General features: G+C 69.3%; 20 protein-coding genes. All 20 read left to right on the top strand.

All coding sequences use genetic code 11. From position 1 onward, the window contains the following. Positions 1-2 precede the first annotated feature (2 nt). The 20 genes from P7A99_RS00820 (at position 3) to P7A99_RS00725 (ending at position 18,763) form a co-directional block, all read left to right on the top strand. A complete protein-coding gene (locus tag P7A99_RS00820) occupies positions 3-1,211 on the top strand; it encodes a type II secretion system F family protein (protein WP_277792060.1) in 1,209 nt (402 codons plus the stop codon). Further along, entirely contained in the window at positions 1,208-1,678 is a 471-nt protein-coding gene (gene gspG / locus P7A99_RS00815; RefSeq protein ID WP_277792059.1) for a type II secretion system major pseudopilin GspG, read from the top strand. The genes P7A99_RS00820 and gspG overlap by 4 nt, the downstream gene beginning before the upstream one ends. Continuing rightward, complete coding sequence (locus tag P7A99_RS00810; RefSeq protein WP_277792058.1) at positions 1,662-2,078, top strand: GspH/FimT family pseudopilin; 417 nt, start codon at positions 1,662-1,664, stop codon at positions 2,076-2,078. Before gspG ends, P7A99_RS00810 begins: the two co-directional genes overlap by 17 nt. Beyond that, the gene (locus tag P7A99_RS00805) at positions 2,078-2,455 is read left to right on the top strand and encodes a hypothetical protein (protein ID WP_277792057.1); all 378 of its coding nucleotides are present in this window, start codon (positions 2,078-2,080) and stop codon (positions 2,453-2,455) included. The genes P7A99_RS00810 and P7A99_RS00805 overlap by 1 nt, the downstream gene beginning before the upstream one ends. A 2-nt stretch (positions 2,456-2,457) precedes the next feature. After that, entirely contained in the window at positions 2,458-3,096 is a 639-nt protein-coding gene (locus P7A99_RS00800; RefSeq protein WP_277792056.1) for a prepilin-type N-terminal cleavage/methylation domain-containing protein, read from the top strand. Further along, positions 3,093-4,136: a hypothetical protein gene (locus tag P7A99_RS00795; protein ID WP_277792055.1), complete on the top strand. Its 1,044-nt coding sequence runs from the start codon at positions 3,093-3,095 to the stop codon at positions 4,134-4,136. Before P7A99_RS00800 ends, P7A99_RS00795 begins: the two co-directional genes overlap by 4 nt. Next, positions 4,133-4,693, top strand: coding sequence for a type II secretion system protein GspM (gene gspM / locus P7A99_RS00790; RefSeq protein ID WP_277792054.1), 561 nt, complete (start codon positions 4,133-4,135; stop codon positions 4,691-4,693). The genes P7A99_RS00795 and gspM overlap by 4 nt, the downstream gene beginning before the upstream one ends. Beyond that, positions 4,668-5,180: a hypothetical protein gene (locus P7A99_RS00785; RefSeq protein ID WP_277792053.1), complete on the top strand. Its 513-nt coding sequence runs from the start codon at positions 4,668-4,670 to the stop codon at positions 5,178-5,180. Before gspM ends, P7A99_RS00785 begins: the two co-directional genes overlap by 26 nt. After that, the gene (gspD, locus tag P7A99_RS00780; RefSeq protein ID WP_277792052.1) at positions 5,177-7,228 is read left to right on the top strand and encodes a type II secretion system secretin GspD; all 2,052 of its coding nucleotides are present in this window, start codon (positions 5,177-5,179) and stop codon (positions 7,226-7,228) included. The genes P7A99_RS00785 and gspD overlap by 4 nt, the downstream gene beginning before the upstream one ends. Then, the gene (locus P7A99_RS00775; protein ID WP_277792051.1) at positions 7,225-8,070 is read left to right on the top strand and encodes a type II secretion system protein GspK; all 846 of its coding nucleotides are present in this window, start codon (positions 7,225-7,227) and stop codon (positions 8,068-8,070) included. The genes gspD and P7A99_RS00775 overlap by 4 nt, the downstream gene beginning before the upstream one ends. Before the next feature lie 110 nt (positions 8,071-8,180). After that, positions 8,181-8,912, top strand: coding sequence for a TonB family protein (locus P7A99_RS00770; protein WP_277792050.1), 732 nt, complete (start codon positions 8,181-8,183; stop codon positions 8,910-8,912). Between the two features lie 190 nt (positions 8,913-9,102). Beyond that, entirely contained in the window at positions 9,103-9,741 is a 639-nt protein-coding gene (locus P7A99_RS00765; protein WP_277792049.1) for an energy transducer TonB, read from the top strand. 96 nt (positions 9,742-9,837) lie between these two features. Further along, entirely contained in the window at positions 9,838-10,374 is a 537-nt protein-coding gene (locus P7A99_RS00760; protein WP_277792048.1) for an RNA polymerase sigma factor, read from the top strand. Positions 10,375-10,436: 62 nt separating this feature from the next. Next, positions 10,437-11,435, top strand: a complete 999-nt coding sequence (locus P7A99_RS00755) for a FecR family protein (RefSeq protein WP_277792047.1) — start codon at positions 10,437-10,439, stop codon at positions 11,433-11,435. 347 nt (positions 11,436-11,782) lie between these two features. Beyond that, the gene (locus P7A99_RS00750) at positions 11,783-13,372 is read left to right on the top strand and encodes a ShlB/FhaC/HecB family hemolysin secretion/activation protein (protein WP_277792046.1); all 1,590 of its coding nucleotides are present in this window, start codon (positions 11,783-11,785) and stop codon (positions 13,370-13,372) included. A 1-nt stretch (position 13,373) separates the two neighbouring features. Further along, positions 13,374-15,179 (top strand): MotA/TolQ/ExbB proton channel family protein, encoded by a 1,806-nt coding sequence (locus tag P7A99_RS00745; protein WP_277792045.1) that lies wholly within the window; start codon positions 13,374-13,376, stop codon positions 15,177-15,179. Between the two features lie 24 nt (positions 15,180-15,203). After that, a complete protein-coding gene (locus P7A99_RS00740; RefSeq protein ID WP_277792044.1) occupies positions 15,204-15,611 on the top strand; it encodes an ExbD/TolR family protein in 408 nt (135 codons plus the stop codon). 10 nt (positions 15,612-15,621) lie between these two features. Continuing rightward, positions 15,622-16,305 (top strand): TonB family protein, encoded by a 684-nt coding sequence (locus tag P7A99_RS00735; RefSeq protein ID WP_277792043.1) that lies wholly within the window; start codon positions 15,622-15,624, stop codon positions 16,303-16,305. Positions 16,306-16,343: 38 nt separating this feature from the next. After that, a complete protein-coding gene (locus P7A99_RS00730; protein ID WP_277792042.1) occupies positions 16,344-18,125 on the top strand; it encodes a putative porin in 1,782 nt (593 codons plus the stop codon). Between the two features lie 2 nt (positions 18,126-18,127). Then, positions 18,128-18,763, top strand: a complete 636-nt coding sequence (locus tag P7A99_RS00725) for a hypothetical protein (protein ID WP_277792041.1) — start codon at positions 18,128-18,130, stop codon at positions 18,761-18,763. Positions 18,764-18,779 lie beyond the last annotated feature (16 nt).

Below are 18,779 nucleotides of genomic sequence, written 5' to 3'. Positions count from 1 at the left end.
TCATGGCCACCTTCAGCTATCGGGCGCTTTCCCCCACGGGCGAGATCAGGTCGGGCGTATTGCTGGTGGCCTCGCGCGGAGAGGCGATTGAGAGCCTGCGTCGATCGGGCCTGACGCCCATCGACGCGGTCGAGACCGCCGCCCGTGAGGTCAGGCTAAAGGCGCCGGGCGCGGCGGCGCGGCGGGCCCTGGTCAACGCGGTGAGCGAGCTTTCGGTGCTGCTGACGGCCGGGCTGTCGCTGGACCGCGCGTTGTCGATCTCGGTCGAGAACGCAGCCGATCCCGTGCTGAAGGCCGCGCTTGTCCAACTTCAGAAGCAGGTCAAGGAGGGCGCGCCGCTGTCGCGCGCCATGGCCGGCGCCGGCGGGCTGTTTTCGCCGATGGCCTGCGCCATGGTCGAGGCGGGCGAGGCTGACGGCCGGCTGGCCCTGGCGCTATCGCGCCTGGCCCATACGCTCGAGCGGGCCGAGGCCCTGCGCCAGGCCGTCGTCTCGTCGATGGTCTATCCGATCCTGCTGACCGCGGTCACCGGCGGCGTGATCCTGATGATGCTGCTGTTCGTCGTGCCGCAGTTCGAAAGCCTTTTCTCCGACAACGCCGCGCAACTGCCCGTCGCCACCCGGGTGGTGATGGCGGCCAGCCAGTTGGTCCGCGCCCATGGACTGGCGGTGCTGCTGGCGGGGGTCGTGGCGGGAACGGGAGTCTGGCGCTGGCTGAAACAGCCGGCCATGCGCCTGGCCTTGGACCGGTTGCTGCTGTCCGTTCCGCGTCTGGGGCCCTTGATCAAGTCCGCCGAAACCGCCCGCCTGGCCCGGGTCCTTGGCAGCCTCGTGGAGGGCGGGGTGCCCTTGCCCACGGCGATGGCGATCGCGCGTCGGTCTCTGGTCAACAGCCACATGGCCGGCGCCGTCGAGCGCGTCGTGGCGGGGCTCAAGGAGGGCGGGGGCCTGACCCGTCCGCTGGCGGCCACCGGCCTGTTTCCGACCGTCGCCATCAGTTTCATGCGGACGGGCGAGGAGACCGCCCAACTCCCTCAGATGCTGGGCCGCCTGGCCGACGTCCTCGACCGCGACGTGCGCACCGCTCTGGAGCGTTTCGTGGCCCTGCTCACTCCGGCGATCACCATCGTGATGGGCCTCGCCGTGGGCGGCATCATCGCCGCCATCATGTCCGCCATCCTCGGCTTCAACGATATGGCCCTCGCATCATGACCCTTCACAGGAACATCCTCCACCGTCCGAACCGTCGACCGGCGCCTCGCGGCCGAACGGGCCGCCGCGCGGGGTTTTCCCTGCTGGAACTGCTGGTGGTGCTGGCGATCATGGCCTTGCTGGCGGCCATCGTGGCGCCGCAGGTCCTGAAATATCTGGGCTCGTCGCGCAGCCAGACCGCAAAGGTGCAGATCCAGAACATCGAGGCGGCGCTGGACCTTTTCCAGATCGGCGTCGGCCGATACCCGACCCAGGAAGAGGGGCTGGCCGCGCTGGTCACCGCGCCATCTTCCGCTGTCGGCTGGGACGGACCTTACCTCAAGAAGGCAGACGCACTGCAGGATCCGTGGTCGCGGCCCTACCTCTATCGCAGCCCGGGGCAGAAGGGGGCCGTCGACGTCTACACCCTCGGTTCGGACAACGCCGAAGGCGGTTCGAAAGAGGCAAAAGATGTCGGCAACTGGTGATCGCCGGGCCGGGATCGCGCTGATCGAGGCCATGGTCGTGGTCGCCATCGCCGCCATGATCGCCGTGATCGCCTTTCCGCAGATGAGGGCCGGCCTTGCATGGGCGCGCGTTCAGCAGGCGGCCGCGGGGCTGCGGGCCGACCTTCGCATCGCCCGGGCCCAGGCCCGGACCAGCGGCGCGCGGGTCGATCTCGTCATCGCCGAGGACGGGGCGGGCTACGGCTGGACGCCCGGCCCCCGCCGCAGCCTGATGGGGGGCGTACGCCTGGCGCCCGCCGGTTCCTCGACCAGCTTCTTTCCCGATGGCTCGGCGCAGGCCGGACGGCTGCGGCTGACCACGGGGCGGCGGGGCCTGGACATCATGGTCGATCCCGCGACCGGCGTCGTGGACGCCCTGTGATGCGGCGGTCTCGCGCGGGTTCGGTGTTGATCGACGCCCTGGTCGCCCTGGCGATCCTGACGCTGGTCATGGCTGGCGTCGCCCAGGTGACGCGCGACAGCCGGGCCCGGCATCGCGACATCGAAACCCGCCGTGCCGCCCTGATGGTGGCGCGCTCGCAACTGGCCGCCGTGGGCCTGGAGAGCCCCCTGACGGGCGGCATGGCGGCGGGCGAGCAGGACGGTTTCATCTGGAGGCTCGAGGCCGACCTCTGCAACGATGCGGAAGGCGACAGCGCCGCCGGCAGGCTTCACTGCGTGACGGTGACCGTACGACCCCAGAACGCCACCGGTCCGGTCGTGGTGCTGGCCAGCCGTCGCCTGGCGCCGGAAGGCTGATCATGGCGCGTTCCGGCTACACCCTGGTCGAGCTCCTGGTCGCTCTTGGCGTGCTGGCCCTGGTGGGCGTGCTGCTTCTGTCCGGCCTTTCGGGCCGGGGCGACGCCTGGCTGCGGATGGATCGCGCCACCAGCCGCGGCGAGGCCGTCGAAGCCGCGTTCAGCCTCCTGCGCGGGCGCTTGCAACATGCCGTCCCGGCCACGCGCTACGACATGCGGCCCGCGGGACCCGATTTCGACGGCGAGGCCGCACGGCTGACCTTCCTGGCCCCGCCGGCCGAACGCCAGGGCCGGGGCGCCTTGCGCCGTTATCGCCTGCTACTCGAGGCTGGCGGCGACCTCGTTCTGGAGTCCGTCAGCGACGTCGCCCTAAATCCCAACCGGCCGGAGCGTCGCGACGTGCTGCTGCGCGGCGTGGGCGCGCTGGACATCAGCTATTTCGGCCGAGTGGAGCCCGACCCCAATCCGCACTGGCGCTCCAACTGGCGGCAACGGCCGCGGATGCCGTCGCTGGTGAGGATCCGTATCGAGCCGGCCGACCCGAACGAGCGGCGATGGCCCGACCTGGTGGTGCATCCCCTGGCCGATATCGACACTGAGTGCGTGCTGGTCGTGCAGACCGGCGGATGCAGGTCGCGATGACCCTCCAGAAGATCCTCAACGCCGACCTAGCCACGATCGCGCGCTGGTGCCGCGAGGGCCTTTCCTGGTGGCTCGACGAGCTGGCCGATGCGATTCCGGCCCGGTGGCGCTCCGCGAGCCCGCGCCATGCGCCCTGGACGGCGCGGGTGGGCGCCGATGGCGCTATGCGGCTCTGGCGTGACGGGCGCCTGATCCCTCCCGAGGCCTGGTCGGGCCACACACCGCGGCGGGCGGATATTCTGCTTCCGGCGCAGGCGGTGCTGGTGCGCCGGATCGACCTTCCCCCTCTTTCCTCCCGCGACCTGCGGCGGATGCTGGCCGAGAACATGGACCGCCTGACGCCGTTTCCTGCGGACCGCGTCTATTTCGATGTGCTGGCGGAGGGCGAGAGCGGCCATGCGGGCCGTCGTCGCCTGCGTCTGGCCGTGATCCCGAGAGCGCAGGCCCAGGCCGTGATGGAGCAGGCGCGGGTCCTTGGCCTGGATGTCGAACGGTTCGGCGTCGAGGCTGAGGGGGGCAGGGGCGACATCGACTTCATGACCGCGATCAGGGACGAGCAGGGCGGGGGGCGCGATCTTCGCCGGTCGGTCTGGTGGTCGGCCTGCGCGGGGCTCGTGGCGCTCAACGTGGCGGCGGCTGTTTTCATGGACGTGCGGGATGTGCGTCGCCTGGAGGCGGCGGTCGCGGCCGACCAGCCGAAGGTGATGGCGGCCGCGAGGCTCCGCCAGGCCGTCGCCGAGGGTCAGCGGATGCGCCTTGACCTCCTGACCCGACGGTCGCGCAACGAGCCGCTGCGGATTATCGACGCCCTCGGCAAGGTTCTGCCTGACGGCCAATGGGTTCATCGGCTGGAGTGGAATGGGCGCGCGGTGCGGATCGCGGGCTTCAAGACCCAAGGGTTCGACGTGCCGGCGGCCCTTCGTCAGACGCCGGCCCTGACCAATCCGCGCTCGCTGCTGTCGGACATGCCGGTCAGGACCGCCAGCGGGGTAGAGCCTTTCGACGTCATCGCCGACTCGACCGCGAGGGGGGGGCGATGAGAACGCTGACGGTCCGGGAAAGACGCATCGTGGCTCTCGGCGTGCTGGCCGCGCTCGTAGGCCTGGGCTGGCTGGCGGTTGTCGCGCCCGTGCTGGAGGGCTTCCATGTCCGGGGCGAGCGGCGGCGCGAAGCGCTGCAGCGGCAAGCGCGCGATCAGCGGCTGCTGGCGAGCCTGCCTGTCCTGCGCAAGGCCCTGGCCGAGCAGAAGCGTACCGGCCGCGCCTTCCAGATCACTGCGCCCAGCCGGGGGCTGGCGATCGATGCTCTGAAGCAACGGCTGACCAGCAGCCTCGGACAGGAGGGCGCCGTGGTCGGGCCTGCCGAGGAGGTTCGGGCCGAAACGCCCGCCGGCTGGGTCAGCGTGCGCGCCGACGCGACGCTGACCCTGGCGCAACTGAACGCTGGCGTCAGGCGCATCGAGAACGAGGCCCCCTATGTCGTCGTCGACTACGTCTCCATCAATGCCGAGCAGGCGGCCCGCACCGGCCAGCCAGGCCCGCTCGCCATCCGGCTCCAGATCTCGGCTCTCCATGTCCTTCCTCCCCAGGCCCGGTAGCGGCGCATTCACGCCGGCGTCGCTGTGCGCGGTCCTGCTTGCGGGTCTGGCGGCGCAGGTCGCCTGGCCGGTCGAGACGGCCTTTCCTCCGCGTGAGCGTGGCTCTGTTCCAACGCCGCGGTCGCCGATCGCCTCGCCCGTTCCCGACTACGAGACCCTGACCTCGCGGCCGCTGTTCTCACCCGATCGGCGCACGGCCGGCGGCGCGGGCGGTGGCGACGCGACGGCGCCCGACGTGCAGGGGCCCATCCTCGTTGGTGTCGTCAGCGATCAGCGCGTCGGCAGCGCCGTCGTCCGCGGCGGCGACGGTGCGGCGGGTGTCGTGCGGGTGGGGGAAACCTGGCGCGGCTGGCGTCTGGTGTCGGTCGGCCGGCGGACCGCCACCTTCGATGGCCCCGGAGGTCGCGTCACCGCTGCGCTCGGCGGCGCTGGATCGCCCCATTCGACCTCCGTTCCCACGTCGTCACCACAGGAAGCTCGCCCATGACCCGCCGCGTTCGCGCCTTCCTGTCCGTCTCGTGCGCGGGCCTGACCCTGGCCGGCTGCGCGTCCTCGTCGGCGCCGACGCCCGGTCCGCGCAGCGCCGCCGCACCCCGGATCGAGGCCAGGCCTGCGCAGGAGCCATCCCCGACCGATGACCGAGTGCGTTCGACCATCCTGCGTGGCGCCGAAACCTATCCCGGATCGTCGGCGGTCCGGCCGCCGTGGCGTCCGCGTCCGGGCCCGGTCGCTCTGAACCTTCCGGGCGTCGGCGTAGGCGAGTTCGCCAAGGCGGTGTTCGGCGACATCCTGCGCACGCCCTACGCCGTCGCGCCCTCGGCGTCCGGCGTGGTGACTCTGGTTACGCCCCGGCCGGTCGCGCGGGCCGATGTACTGCCTCTGGCCGAAGACGCCTTGCGCGGCGCGGGCCTGGCTCTGGTCGTGCGCGACGGCGTGCAGACCATCGTCAGCCTGGCCGAGGCCCGCGCCCAGAGCGGACCGGTCACGGGCGGCCAGCCCGGCTTCGGGACCGAAACTATCCAGCTGAAGTTCGCCAGTCCCGCGGCGCTCAAGAGCCTGCTTGAACCCATCGCCCCCGGGGTGATCACCGCCGCCGACCCGGTCAGCAACACGATCGTGCTTTCCGGCGCCTCCGGCCAAAGGCGCGGGGTCCGCGATCTCGTCGAGCAGTTCGACGTAGACTGGCTGAAGGGCATGAGCTTTGGCCTCTACGTGCCCAAGAACACTGATGCGCGGCTGATCGCGCCGGAACTTGATCGCCTGATCAACGCGCCGGACTCGCCGATGGCGGGGCGGGTCAAGCTGATCGCCATGGAGAAGCTGAACGGCGTGATGGCCGTGTCGTCGCAGGCCCAGCATCTGGACGACATCCGCCGCTGGGTGGAGATCCTGGATCGCGAGGGGCAGTCCGACGAGCGGCGCCTCTTCGTCTACCGCGTTCAGAACGGACGGGCCTCGGATCTTTCCCGGGTGCTGAGCGCCGCCTTCGGCCGGGGGATGACCGCTTCTGCTCCAGCAACGGGAGCGGACGGCCGCTCGGAAAGCCGCTCGGGCTTACGGCCCTCGAGTTCTCCGCTGCTCGCGTCGCCGCCTGCGGGAACGACGCTGCCAGGCCAGTCACCGACCCCGGTCTCGCCCGGAGGAGGCGGGCTAGCCGATGGCCTGGTGCTGACGGGCGACGATTCCAACAACGCCGTCATCGCCTTCGCCACGCCGCGTGAGTACGCCCTGATCGAGGACGCCCTGCGCAAGCTGGACGTTGCGCCGATGCAGGTGGTGGTGGAAGCGGTGATCACCGAGATCGCCCTCAACAACGCGCTGCGCTACGGCAGCCAGTGGTTCATCCAGTCTGGGAACGACCAGGCGATCCTCAGCCAAGGGAAGACCCAGGCCGCCGCGCCCAACTTCCCGGGGTTCGCCTACCTGCTCAACAGCGGCTCGGTGGCCGCCACGCTGACGGCCCTGTCCACCGTCACTGACATCGAGGTCCTGTCGGCTCCCAACCTGATGGTGCTGAACAATCACACGGCGTCGCTTGAGGTCGGCGACCAGGTCCCGATCTCCACCGGATCGGCGCTGAACAACGACTCCGTGATCAGCTCCATCGACTACCGCGACACGGGCGTGCTGTTGAAGGTGACGCCCCGGGTCAACAGCGGCGGCCTGGTGCTGCTCGACATCGTCCAGGAGGTCAGCGACGTCTCCCAGACCTCGAGTTCGACGATCGACTCACCGACCATCTCGGTCAGGAAGATCGCCACCTCGATCGCCGTGCAGGATGGCCAGACCGTCGCCTTGGGCGGGCTGATCCGCGATCGGAACAGCAAGACGCGCGACGGCGTGCCGCTGATCAGCGCGGTGCCGGTTCTGGGGGCCTTGGCCGGCTCGCGCGACAACAGGCGCGAGCGGACTGAACTGCTGGTGATGCTGACGCCGCGCGTCCTGCGCAACAGCGTCGAGATCCAGGCGGTGACCGACGAACTGCGCGAGAAGATCCGCTCGATCGCGCCCGCGCCTCCGAAGTTCCTGCCGTGACCCAGCAGCTGGATCGAGGTGGACGAAAAGGATCCGCCCTGGTTCCGGTCATGGTCAGTGTACTGATATTCTCATATCTCGCCTACGCCGTCCTGGCGGCCGACCGTGGCGCCACGGCCAGTTTCGACGCACAGATTTCGACCGCGCGCCTGGAGGCGGCGGCCGACGCCGGCGTGGCCACGGCGATCCATCGGCTGGCGTCACGCGATGCGGCGCGCCGCTGGTCGATCGACGGGCGCCCCCATCGTCTGGACGTGCAGGGGATCGAAGTCGTCGTATCGGTCGAGGACGAGCGTGGAAAGGCGCCGATCAACCTCATGGGCGAAGCCGAACTGCGCCGCCTGTTTGAGGCCGCCGGCGCGCCCGGGCCTGGTCTCGATCGGCTGGTCGACGGCGTGATGGACTGGCGGGACAACGGCGACCGCGTGGCCGGGCAGTCGTTGCGCAACGCCCAGCGCGGCGTTCGTCCCCGCTTGGGGCCGATCCGCTCGGTGGACGAACTGGCCGAGATCGACGGTGTGGACCCGGCGCTCCTCGACGCGATCCGGCCAGCCGTCACCCTGTTCTTCGGCGATGGTCCCTTCAGCCCCCGCACGGCCCATCCCCTGGCTCTCGCCGCCATGACGGCCGCCGGCGCGGATTCGCCGGACGCCATCGCCCGTGCGCGCGAGATCGCCGGACAGCGGACGGCGCTTGAAGTCTCGACAGTCAGTCAGGTCGGGCGGGCCTTGACCTTGCGCCTGACGGCCAGGGATGGGCGGGGGAGGGTGTTTCGCCGCACCGTCGTCGCCGAACTTACCGGAAACCGCGCCACGCCCTTCTGGATCCGCGCCGTGGACTGAACGGACCGGAAGCTGATACGTACGGCGCGAGACGATGGGGTCGTGGTCGTCCGGGTGGGGAGCTGTCGACGATTAGCATGCGATCCCTCCCGCTAGGTTCGCGGCGCCGGATGTCGCTTGGCGACAGCCTGGCGTGCGGCACGCTGGCGGCCGCCGTCTGGCTGCTGACTATTTCCTCGGCGGGAGCCGTCCAGGCCCGGCCGCAGGTCGCGTCTCGGCCGGCCGGTCTGGCCTTCGATATCGGCGCCCGTCCGCTCAGCGCAGCCATCGAAGCCTATGCGCTCACCACCGGAATACAGGTTCTTTACGATCGCCCCAGCAGCGAAGCGCTGCGTTCACACGGCGTTTCGGGCGTGTACACGCCCGAGGCCGCCTTGCGCCTGCTGCTGACGGACACTGGGCTGGAACCGGAGTTCACCAGCAGCCACAGCGTCGTGCTGCGACCCAGCAGGCCGGCCGCTGCGCCGCCGTCGTTCGGACCGCCGCCCGCCGGCGTGGCCGTGCTGCCGCTCGATACGCTGGACGTGCGCGGCGTCGCGACGATCGCGGAGGAGGGGACGCGTCTGGACCTCAAGCTCTACGGCGGGCTCGTCCGTAGTGCGGTCCATCAGGCCCTGCTGAACCCCCGCTACGCCACCGGCGGCTCGTACCGTGTCACGTTGCGACTGTGGATCGATCCCCGAGGCCTTGTGACCGAGATGGCCGCCGCGGACTCGTCCGGGGACGCGCGCCGCGATCTCGCCATCGCCGAGGCGATGCGTGGCTTGAGGATCAGCGCACCGCCGCCCGAAGGACTTCCCCAGCCTGTGGTCTTGACCATCACCTCCCGGCCGGCGGGATAGATCGGCCGGAAAAGCCGCCGGGTCCTGTCATCGTTTCCACACGGATTGAGTGTGGGTTCTGTCACGCTACCTTTACGGTGGCGCCCTAGATTGATGGCGAGGTCGTCGCTCGCTTCCGTTGCGGGCCTGGGGCTGAACGTCAACGCCAGGCCCTTTTCCGGTCGCGGCAGCAATTGGATTGGTTGGGCGATTGCGTGCTTATCCCCGGCATTTCAATGTCTTGGGTTTTGCCGGAGCAGTGATCCTGCACGGGCTTTTCGCCGCTGCCCTTCTTTTTCTCGCGCCCGAAGAAGGGGCCGCGCCGGTGGTGGCGGAGGACGGCGCCGGAGCAATCCTGGTCAGCCTGGTCTCGGAAGCGCCGGCGAAGGCGGAGCGCGCGGCGCCGGCCGCCGTTCCCCCGATGGCGGCGACCGCCCGTGCTGACGCCGTGCTCGTCCAGGCGGCGTCGGCGCAGGGCGAAGGCGGGGGGAGAGAAGATCGCCAGCAGGCAGCAAGGGACGGCGGAGCCGTCGGTGGCGTGCAGGCGGTTTCGATCGATCCGGCGACGGGATCGGACTATCGCGCGCGCCTGCTGGCGCACATACAGCCGTTCCGGCGCTATCCAGCCAGGGCGCAGGATCTGGACGCCAGGGGTGTCGCGCAGATTCTGTTCATGGTTGAGCAGAACGGCAAGGTCTCCGGCGTCTGGGTCAAGGCCAGCTCCGGCTTCGAGGTTCTCGACGCCGAGGCCGTAGCGACGGTCTTGCGGGCGCAGCCTATGCCGCATGTTCCCGCCGGGCTGCCGTCGCCGCTGGCGGTGCAGCTTCCGGTTTCATTCAGTCCATCGTGAAGGCGCGGACGGATCGGTAGGGGGCCGTCTCAGGGCGGTTGTTGCAGTGGGCGAGCGGGGTTTTCCCGCTAGGCCAATGCGTTGGGGCGATATTCGATGTCCGACTCGAGTTGGACCGGTCTGCGGGAGCGCCTGCTCGACCGGTATGACGATTTCGTTCGCAAGCTGACCCGTCGCCTGGGGTCGGCGGACCTCGCGCGTGAGGCCGTGCACGAGACCTTCCTGCGCCTGCAGCGCACCGATCCTTCCGAACCGGTGCGCAATCTCGACGCCTATCTGTTCCGCACGGCGATCAACATCGCCAAGAACAAGCGCAAGGTCGAAAGCCGCTACCTGACCTTTTCCGAGACCGAGGCCCTGGTCGGCATCCCGGACGATACCCCCGATCCGGCGCGCGTGGCCGAAAGCCGATCGGAGGTCGCGCTGCTGGTGCGCGCTCTCGCGGAACTGCCGCCGCGACGGCGAGCGATCTTCGAGGCTTCCTGGGCGGGCGGCGTGCCTCATGCAACGCTGGCGGCGACGCACAACGTCCATCTGAGAACAATCCAGCGAGAACTCGAGCTGGCCGCCGAACATGTTCGGCGGTTCTGCAAAGAAAAAGATCGCGCCTCGCGTCGCAATTCCCATCGTTGATTGTCTCTAGAGTGTCGTCCACTCCTTTGGGGCCGAGCTTCCTTGCCTGGGTCATGCCGTTTATGAGCGATCTGAACGAAAGCGCCGTCTCCGACGCGCTGGCGCTAGAAGCGCTGACCTGGCTGAACCGGCTGTTGTCCGGCGCGGTCACCGAGGACGAGGCGGAGCGGTTTCAGGTTTGGCGCGGCCAGAGCCCTGCCCACGAGGCCGCCTTTGCTGACGCCGTGAGCCTGCAGCGTCGCGTGCGGGCGGCGGTGCGCGCGCGGGACGCGGGCGTCCTTCGTCCGCCGTCGGCAGTTCGCGGCCGGGCCATGCGCGGCCGTTTCGATCCGGGGCGCCGCGCGATGCTGGTGGGCGGAAGCGCCGCGGCGGCCACCGCCGCCGGCTATGCGGTTTACGTCCGCTCCGACGTGTTTACAGACGGCCTGGGCCTGATGACTTCCGACTACCGCACGGCGGTGGGCGAGCGCGACGCGGCCTCGCCTGCGCGGGGCGTCTCGCTGGAGCTCAACACCAAGACCAGGGTCTCGCTGCTGAAGGCCGCCGGAACCGCCGAAGGGATCGAGGTACAGGCGGGTGAGGCGATGATCAGCGCCGATAGGCGGGGCGAGGTCCCGTTCCTGGTCCGCGCCGCCCAGGGCCGTATCCTCGTGAGCCAGGGACAGGTCAATGTTCGCCACGACGGCGCAGAAGTCTGCGTGACCTGCCTGGGCGGCGAGGCGGAGCTCCAGCATCGTGGGGGCGGTGTGCGGCTGACCACCGGCGGCCAGGTGCGCTACGGCCAGAACGGCCTGGGCGCGACCGTGGCGGTCGATACCCTGGTCACTTCGGCCTGGCGCAGAGGACTGCTGATCTTCCGCGACACGCCGCTGCAGAGCGTCGTCGATGAACTGAACCGTTACCGGCCCGGAAAAATACTGCTTGTCGGCGACGCCCTGGCGCGTCGTCCGGTCTACGGGGTCTTCCGCACCAGCCAGATTCAGGCTGCGATCGAGCAGATCCGAGACCTGACCGGCGCGCGGCTGGTCGATCTTCCGGGCGGCGTCGTGCTGCTGCGATGAGGGGCGCGGGCGGTTCCCGGACCGACGCAAAAACTTCATCCAATTTCTTGTCGCGATCGCCCCGTCCGAGCTGTCTCTAACACAAACGGGGGCGTCGAAAGCGGCGCGGCCCTACATTTCGTAGGGCTTGAACTCGTCCACCTCAGCAGGTGGGCGGGTGAATTCAATCGTGCACCGAGTTCGGTTGCTAGGACCGAAGCTTCGATACCCCCGAAACTCTTCCGTGCCGTGAGTGCGCCGCGCCGAAGTGAGATGGTTACTTGTGTCTGGGGGTCTGATCTTTGTCTGTACAGACGTCGTGTCCCGCGAGCGGCAGGCCGCCGCGTGAACTGATGCGCGAGGGACGCATGATGTCGCCTGCGCGGGTGCTGCAGGTCGCCCTGGGCGCCCTGGCGACGGCCTGCGCCCTGGGCGCTTCGAGCGCAACCGCCCAGGAGGCTTCGGGCCAACCCGAGCCGACCTTCGACATTCAGGCCATCGACATCGACGGCAACACCGTTCTCGACCAGGTCACGCTGGAGAAGGCGATCTATCCGTTCATGGGGCCGGGACGGACCCGCGCGGACGTCGCCGGGGCCCAGAAGGCGCTGGAGGCGGCGTATCACGCCAAGGGCTTCCAGACCGTGGTCGTGGAGGTGCCGCGCCAGAACGTCTCGGAAGGCGTGGTCAAGCTGCATGTGGTCGAGGCGCCGGTGGGGCGCCTGCGCGTGGTGGGCTCGAAGTACCATTCGCTGGAGGCGGTGAGGGAAGCGGTGCCGGCCCTGGCCGAGGGAAAGGTGCCCGACCTCAACGCCGCTCAGGTCCAGCTCGCCGCAGCCAACAGGCTGCCCGACCGGCAGGTCACCCCGATCGTCCGCGCCGGCGCAGCGCCAGGCACGGTCGACATCGACCTGCAGGTGGCCGAGGAAGCGCCGCTGCACGGCAGCGTCGAGCTCAACAACGACCACAGCGCCTCGACCAAGCCTCTGCGTCTTTCGACCAATCTGCGCTACGACAATCTCTGGCAGCGCGGGCACAGCCTGTCGCTGACCTACCAGCTCGCGCCCGAGCGCCGCTCCGACACGGAGGTCTATGCGGGCTCGTACGTCGCGCCGATCTGGAACACGCCTTTCACGGCGCTGCTCTACGGCTTCCGCTCCAACAGCGACGTGGCGACGGTCGGCGGGGTGTCGGTCCTGGGCAAGGGCACGACGGTCGGCGCTCGGCTCATCTACCAGTTCCCGTCCGCCGAGTCTGTCAGCCAGAGCCTGTCGGCCGGCATCGACTACAAGAAGTACTTCGAGTTCGTACGGCTCGACACCACGGCGGTGAGCGACGGCCAGATCGAATATTGGCCGCTCAACGCCACCTACACCTGGCGCCGGCAGGGCGCGTCCGTCACCTCCGCCAGTCTGGCGGTCACCGCCAACATCCGCGGCTTCGGCGACGACGATGGCGGCTTCAAGGAGCGACGCGCCGACGCGCGCGCGAACTTCGTCCACATGAACCTGGACCTTCAGCACCTTCGCCCGGTGGGGGGCGGCTTCGACGCCAGTCTCCGGTTCTCAGGCCAGATCGCGGACACGGCCTTGCCCTCGGCCGAGCAATTCTCGGCCGGCGGCCTGAGCAGCGTGCGCGGCTACCTGTCGGCCGAGGCCGTGGGCGACGGCGGCGTGATGGGGTCGATCGAGTTGCAGTCACCCTTGCTGGCCAGTGCGCCCGGCGTTCTCGACAACTGGAAAGCTTACGCCTTCCTCGACGGCGCTGGCCTCTGGGTCAGCCAGCCACTGCCTGAGCAGCGCGAGGAGTTCTTCCTCTACAGCGCCGGACTGGGCACGCGGCTGCAGTTGTTCAAGCACTTGGACGGCGACGTCTTCGCCGCCTTCCCCCTGCGAGACGGACCCAACCGGACGACCGGACGGCCGTACTTCTCCTTCAGCCTGAAAGCGGAGTTCTAGGATGCGCGGCGCGCGAGCCCTTGGGGGCGGTTTGAAAGGCTTCGTCTTCGCAGCACTGCTGGCGCTCGCCGCTGCGGCGCCCACGGGGGCTTCGGCGTGGTGGGACAAGACCTGGGCCTATCGCAGCAAGATCGACATCGACACGACCGCCAAGGGCGTGGCGATTAACGGAACGATCGGGCGGGCGCCGTTGCTGCTTCGTCTGCACAGCGGCAATTTCCGCTTCGAGGATGCTGCCGAGAACGGCGCGGACCTTCGCTTCGTGGCCGCTGACGACAAGACGCCGCTGGCCTACCATATCGAGAGCTTCGATCCGTTGCTGGGCGTGGCGACCGTCTGGGTCGACATTCCCGAGTTCCCGGTGGGCGCGAGCCGCTCGATCTGGATGTACTACGGCGCCAAGGATGCGACGGCGGCGGTCGACACGGCGGCCACTTTCGACGCCGACTATGCCGCCGTCTTCCACTTCGACGCGGCCACGGGCGTCGCGCCCAAGGACAAGACGGCCAACGCCAACAACGCCCAGACCCCGCCGGCCTCGACCGACGAGGGCTCGGTGATCGGCCGCGGCGGTCGTTTCGCTGGCGGCGCGCCGATGGCCCTCGCCGCGTCTCCGTCGCTTGCGCTCGCGGCCGGCGCGCCTTTCACCGTCAGCCTCTGGGTCCGGCCCGACGCCATCGCCGGCTCGACGGCGCTGGTCGCCCGCCGCGAGGGCGCGCAGGGCCTGGTGATCGGCCTGCAGGAGGGCGTGCCCTTCGTCGAGATCGGCGCAAGCAGGCTCGCTGCTCCAGCCGCGCTGGGGCAAGGCAAGTGGAGCCACCTGGCGGTCGCTTCCGACGGCCGGACGGCGGTGCTTTACGTCGACGGCCGGGAGGCGGTTTCAGGAGCGGCCGGCACGCCGGCGCTGAACACGACCATCGCCGTTGGCGCCGATGCGCCTGGGGGAGGCCTGGCCGGCTTTGTCGGCGCGATCGACGAGCTTCGCTTTTCCAAGTCCGTCCGCGCGCCGGCCCTGATCCAGATGGACGCCGCCTCGCAGGGCGCGGAATCGCGGCTGGCCACGGTCGTGGGTGACGAGAAGCAGTCCGGCGCGGGCTTTGGTCCCTTCGGCGTGATCGTCAAGTCGGTGACCGTCGACGCCTGGGTGATCATCGCCATCCTCGGCCTGATGGGCGCGGCGTCGTTCTGGGTGATCTGGAGCAAGTCGGTCTATGTCGGCCGCGTAGACGCCGCCAATGACCGCTTCGTCAAGCTGTTCCGCGAGCACGGAGACGACCTGCTGGCCCTCAGCCATCCGGACCGGCTGGGCCGCTCCGAGGCCAAGACGGTGGAGAGCTCGTCGATCTACCGCATCTACCGCGCCGGCGCCGACGAGATCGAACGACGTCGCCAGCATGGCTCGACGATCCTGCGGGCCGAAGCGATCCAGGTGATCCGCGCCCTGATGGACGCCACCCTGGTGCGCGAGAACCAGCGCCTGGCCAAGTCGCTGGTGGTTCTGACCATCGCCATTTCGGGCGGCCCGTTCCTGGGGCTGCTGGGCACGGTCGTCGGCGTGATGATCACCTTCGCGGCCATCGCGGCTGCTGGCGACGTCAACGTCAACGCCATCGCTCCCGGGATTTCAGCCGCGCTGCTGGCCACCGTCGCCGGCCTCGGCGTCGCGATCCCGGCTCTGTTCGGCTACAACTACGTCGTCACCCGCAACAAGTCGGTCCAGGCGAACATGCTCGTGTTCGTTGACGAGTTCATCACGCGTGCGTCGGAGCGCTACAGCGCTTCGTCCTTCGCGGAAGCCGCTGAATAGCGGCCGCAGCGAGGGGGACACGCCATGCAAGTGCAGGACGACGACCGTCTCTACGACGACATCAACATCACGCCGATGCTCGATCTGGCCTACGTGCTCCTGATCGTCTTCATCATCCTGACGACGGCCTCGGTGCAGGGGATCAAGGTCGATCTGCCCAAGGCGAGCTCGGCGACCAGCCTGGCCAAGCCTAAGACCAAGGCGATCACCATCAACAGCAATGGCGACGTCTTTCTCGACGCCTATCCGGTGACCTTGCCCGAACTGGAGGCGCGCCTGCGCACCCTGAAGGCGACCGAGCCGGAGTTCCCGATCGTCGTCAAGGGCGACGCAGTGGTCCAGTACCAGCGCGTCACCGACGTCCTCGACCTGCTGCGCCGGCTAGACCTGAACCAGGTCGGCCTGGTGACCGGCCGGCCGGAAGCGTCTTGAGACCGGCCAGATGAGCGGCCAGTCCCTTTTCCGGAGAATGGGCGCGATCGCCCGGATCGCCGTCCCCATCGTGATCCTGGTCGCGCTGGGCGTCGGTGTCTGGCGCCTTGCGACCGACACCGACGGAGTGAACCGTCCGGCCGCGCCGCCGCCGATGATCGCCCTGGCGCCGCCGCCTCCGCCGCCTCCACCTCCGCCGCCCAGGGAGCAGCCGCCCGAGCCGGAGAAGGAGACGACTCCATCGCCCAGCCCCGAGCCCAAGCCCGAGGCGCCGCAGAAAAGTGAAGCGCCCAAGCAACTGACGATCAACGGGCCGGCTCAGGCCGGGTCGGACGCTTTCGGCGTCGCCGCCGGCAAGGGCGGGGGCGTCGCGGTCGGCGGGGATCCGAACGGTTCCGACGGCCTGGGGGGAGGCGGCTTCGCCGAGGCCAGCTACGAGCGCTATCTGCGCTCGACCCTGCAGAGCGCTGTCCAGGCCGACGACCGCATCAACAAGCTGTTCTTCAACGCCCAAGTGCGGATCTGGGTGAGGGCGGACGGGGCGATCGGCTCGGTCGTGATCTCCAAGTCCAGCGGCGACGAGCGCGCCGACCGCGCCCTGGTCGCCGCGCTGCAAGGCTTGCCGCGCCTGGATCCGCCGCCGCCGCAACTGAAGTTTCCGGCCCGCGTGGCCCTGCGGGGACGGAGGGCATGACCCTCCCGCCGCACAGACGAACCGACAGGGGATTTTCGATGTCTGAACCCTCGACCCTAAAGCCCGGCCGAGGCGCCCTGGGGGGCGCGGCCGTGGCGGGTCTTCTGGCTATCGCTGCGGCCGGGCCGGCGGCCGCCTCGGAGTCGGCGCCGTCCGCCGACCTGGCGGTCAATCTGACGCGGCTTCTGGTCAAGCAGGGCGTGATCAGCCAGGCCGCCGCCGATCAGCTTATGGCCGAAGCCGCGCGTCAGACGGCGTCGGCCCAGGCCGCTTCCGCCCAGGCGACCGCGCCCGCCTTGCCGCCGCCTGCGCCCGGGACGACACGCATCCCGTACGTGCCGGAAACCGTGAAGGCGCAGCTTCGCGACGAAATCCGGCAAGAAGTGATCCAGCAGGCCAAGGCGGAGAACTGGGCCCAGCCCAATGCGATCCCCGAATGGACCCAGCGCATCACCCTGAGCGGCGACCTGCGCTTTCGCGACCAGTTCGACCAGTATGACGAGGGCAACGTGCCGATCCTGGTCAACTTCGCGGCGCTTAACGCCAGGGGGCCGACGGACCTCAACCCCAACACCAACCCCGCTGGGGTTCCGCTGCTCAACACCTTGCAGGACCGCGGCAGCCAGATGTCCGTCCGCGCTCGCCTGAAGCTGCGCGCCGAGATTTCGGACACGATCACCGCCACGGTGAGACTGGCCAGCGGCCGCAACAACAGCCCGATCTCGACCACCCAACTGCTGGGCGGCGGATTGACCAAGAAGGACATCTGGCTCGACCAGGCCTTTATTGACGTAAAGCCGGCGTCCTGGATCAGCGGTACGTTGGGACGGATGCCCAACCCGTTCGTCGCCGAGATCGAGGGCCACAAGCTCTCCGAGCTGATCTACGACGAGGATCTGGCCTTGGACGGCCTGGCGGGCGGCCTCCGTTACGACCTGTTCCCCAAGCACGGGATCAGCGTGTCGGGCACGGCCGGCGCCTTCCTGCTCGACTACCGCGATGGGGACTTCCCCGACACCAGCGTCAACAAGGCCAGCACAAAGACCAAGTGGATGTTCGGCGGGCAGGGCGCGGTCGACTGGAAGACCCCGCGCGTAGATTGGCGCGCCAGCCTGGGCTTCTACCAGTTCCAGTACGACCGCGGCCTGCTTTCGGAGCCTTGCGCCCTCTACACCGGGCTCACCGAATGCTCGACCGACTTCACCCGGCCGTCCTTTATGCAGAAGGGCAACACGCTCTTCCTCATCCGCAACATCCTGCCGCCGCCCGGCGTCACCGACTATCCGGTGCCGCAGTATGCGGGCCTGAGCTTCGACTACGACGTCTTGGACCTGACCTCATCGGTCGACGTCAAGCTGGCCAATCAGCGTCACCTGCTGCTGGTCGGCGCCTACGCACGCAACCTGGCCTTCGATCGCGGCGACGCCTGCCGCTACAACGAGCTCGGCCTGCCGGTGAACAACAACATCGACGCCAATCCCTGTCCCGCGCCGGCGGCCGGCCAGGCGGGCTCGCGACTGGCCACCGGGCCGAACGCCTACATGGGCAAGGTGGTCTATGGCCACCTCAACCCATATCGCTGGGGCCAATGGAGCGTCACTGGCGGCTACAGGCGAGTGGAAGCCGACGCGATGCTCGACGGCTACACCGACTCCGACTTCCACCTCGGGGGAACCAACGCCAAGGGCTACTTCCTCAACGCCAGCATGGGGCTGTTCAACGGCGCCAACCTCGAATTCCGCTGGTTCAGCGCCAACGAGGTGGCGGGCCCGCCGCTGTCGATCGACGTCGGCCAGATTGACTTCAACGTGAGGTTCTGACCATGCGCCGCACGGTCATCGCCCTGACCCTGGCCCTGGGCTTCGCCGGGGCCGCCCAGGCCCAAAGCCTGGAAGATCGCCTGCGCAGCCAGCTCGTCGCCGTCAACGGCCGATTGCAGGCGTTGCAGAACGATCAGGCTACCCTGGTCGCCCAGAAGACCGCCGCCGAGGCGGAGCGCGACGCCCTGCGCCGCCGTGTGGCGGGGGCCGAGGCCCAGGCCCGCGCGGCGCGCCGTGACACCGCCGGTCCCGAACTGGCGCGCTACAAGGCTCAGGCCGACCAGGCCATGCAGGCCAAGACCGAGACCGAGGCGGCATTGGCCGCGGCCCAGGCCGAGGTTTCGCGTCTGTCTCTGCAGGTTCAGCAGGAGCAGGCCGAGAGGCGGAAACTGGCGGAAGGCCTGGCTGAGGCCAAGGCCGCCGCCGAGGTCGCGCGCGCCAAGAACGCCGAGGCCCTCGCCGTCGCCCGCGAGGTTCTCGACGCCTACGAGCGGGTCGGCCTGGCCGACGTCGTCGCCCGTCGCGAACCCTTCATCGGTCGCAAGCGCGTCGAGATCGAAACGATCGAGCAGGCCTATGCTGACCGGCTCTACGGCGCACGGTTGGACGTCCCGCCGACACCTCCCAAGGCCCAGTAACGCGCCAGACGGCGCA

It is taken from the genome of Caulobacter endophyticus (assembly GCF_029543245.1).
In the GTDB taxonomy this organism is placed as follows: domain Bacteria; phylum Pseudomonadota; class Alphaproteobacteria; order Caulobacterales; family Caulobacteraceae; genus Caulobacter; species Caulobacter endophyticus_A.
The sequence above is the reverse complement of the archived record's forward strand: the minus strand, read 5'-3'. Positions and strand labels throughout refer to the sequence as shown.

Excerpts from the sequence above, each read along its gene's own strand:
- P7A99_RS00820 (WP_277792060.1), top strand. The coding sequence starts at position 3 with ATGGCCACCTTCAGCTATCGGGCGCTTTCCCCCACGGGCGAGATCAGG.
- gspG (WP_277792059.1), top strand. The coding sequence starts at position 1,208 with ATGACCCTTCACAGGAACATCCTCCACCGTCCGAACCGTCGACCGGCG.
- P7A99_RS00810 (WP_277792058.1), top strand. The coding sequence starts at position 1,662 with ATGTCGGCAACTGGTGATCGCCGGGCCGGGATCGCGCTGATCGAGGCC.
- P7A99_RS00805 (WP_277792057.1), top strand. The coding sequence starts at position 2,078 with ATGCGGCGGTCTCGCGCGGGTTCGGTGTTGATCGACGCCCTGGTCGCC.
- P7A99_RS00800 (WP_277792056.1), top strand. The coding sequence starts at position 2,458 with ATGGCGCGTTCCGGCTACACCCTGGTCGAGCTCCTGGTCGCTCTTGGC.
- P7A99_RS00795 (WP_277792055.1), top strand. The coding sequence starts at position 3,093 with ATGACCCTCCAGAAGATCCTCAACGCCGACCTAGCCACGATCGCGCGC.
- gspM (WP_277792054.1), top strand. The coding sequence starts at position 4,133 with ATGAGAACGCTGACGGTCCGGGAAAGACGCATCGTGGCTCTCGGCGTG.
- P7A99_RS00785 (WP_277792053.1), top strand. The coding sequence starts at position 4,668 with ATGTCCTTCCTCCCCAGGCCCGGTAGCGGCGCATTCACGCCGGCGTCG.
- gspD (WP_277792052.1), top strand. The coding sequence starts at position 5,177 with ATGACCCGCCGCGTTCGCGCCTTCCTGTCCGTCTCGTGCGCGGGCCTG.
- P7A99_RS00770 (WP_277792050.1), top strand. The coding sequence starts at position 8,181 with ATGTCGCTTGGCGACAGCCTGGCGTGCGGCACGCTGGCGGCCGCCGTC.
- P7A99_RS00760 (WP_277792048.1), top strand. The coding sequence starts at position 9,838 with ATGTCCGACTCGAGTTGGACCGGTCTGCGGGAGCGCCTGCTCGACCGG.
- P7A99_RS00755 (WP_277792047.1), top strand. The coding sequence starts at position 10,437 with ATGAGCGATCTGAACGAAAGCGCCGTCTCCGACGCGCTGGCGCTAGAA.
- P7A99_RS00750 (WP_277792046.1), top strand. The coding sequence starts at position 11,783 with ATGATGTCGCCTGCGCGGGTGCTGCAGGTCGCCCTGGGCGCCCTGGCG.
- P7A99_RS00745 (WP_277792045.1), top strand. The coding sequence starts at position 13,374 with ATGCGCGGCGCGCGAGCCCTTGGGGGCGGTTTGAAAGGCTTCGTCTTC.
- P7A99_RS00740 (WP_277792044.1), top strand. The coding sequence starts at position 15,204 with ATGCAAGTGCAGGACGACGACCGTCTCTACGACGACATCAACATCACG.
- P7A99_RS00735 (WP_277792043.1), top strand. The coding sequence starts at position 15,622 with ATGAGCGGCCAGTCCCTTTTCCGGAGAATGGGCGCGATCGCCCGGATC.
- P7A99_RS00730 (WP_277792042.1), top strand. The coding sequence starts at position 16,344 with ATGTCTGAACCCTCGACCCTAAAGCCCGGCCGAGGCGCCCTGGGGGGC.
- P7A99_RS00725 (WP_277792041.1), top strand. The coding sequence starts at position 18,128 with ATGCGCCGCACGGTCATCGCCCTGACCCTGGCCCTGGGCTTCGCCGGG.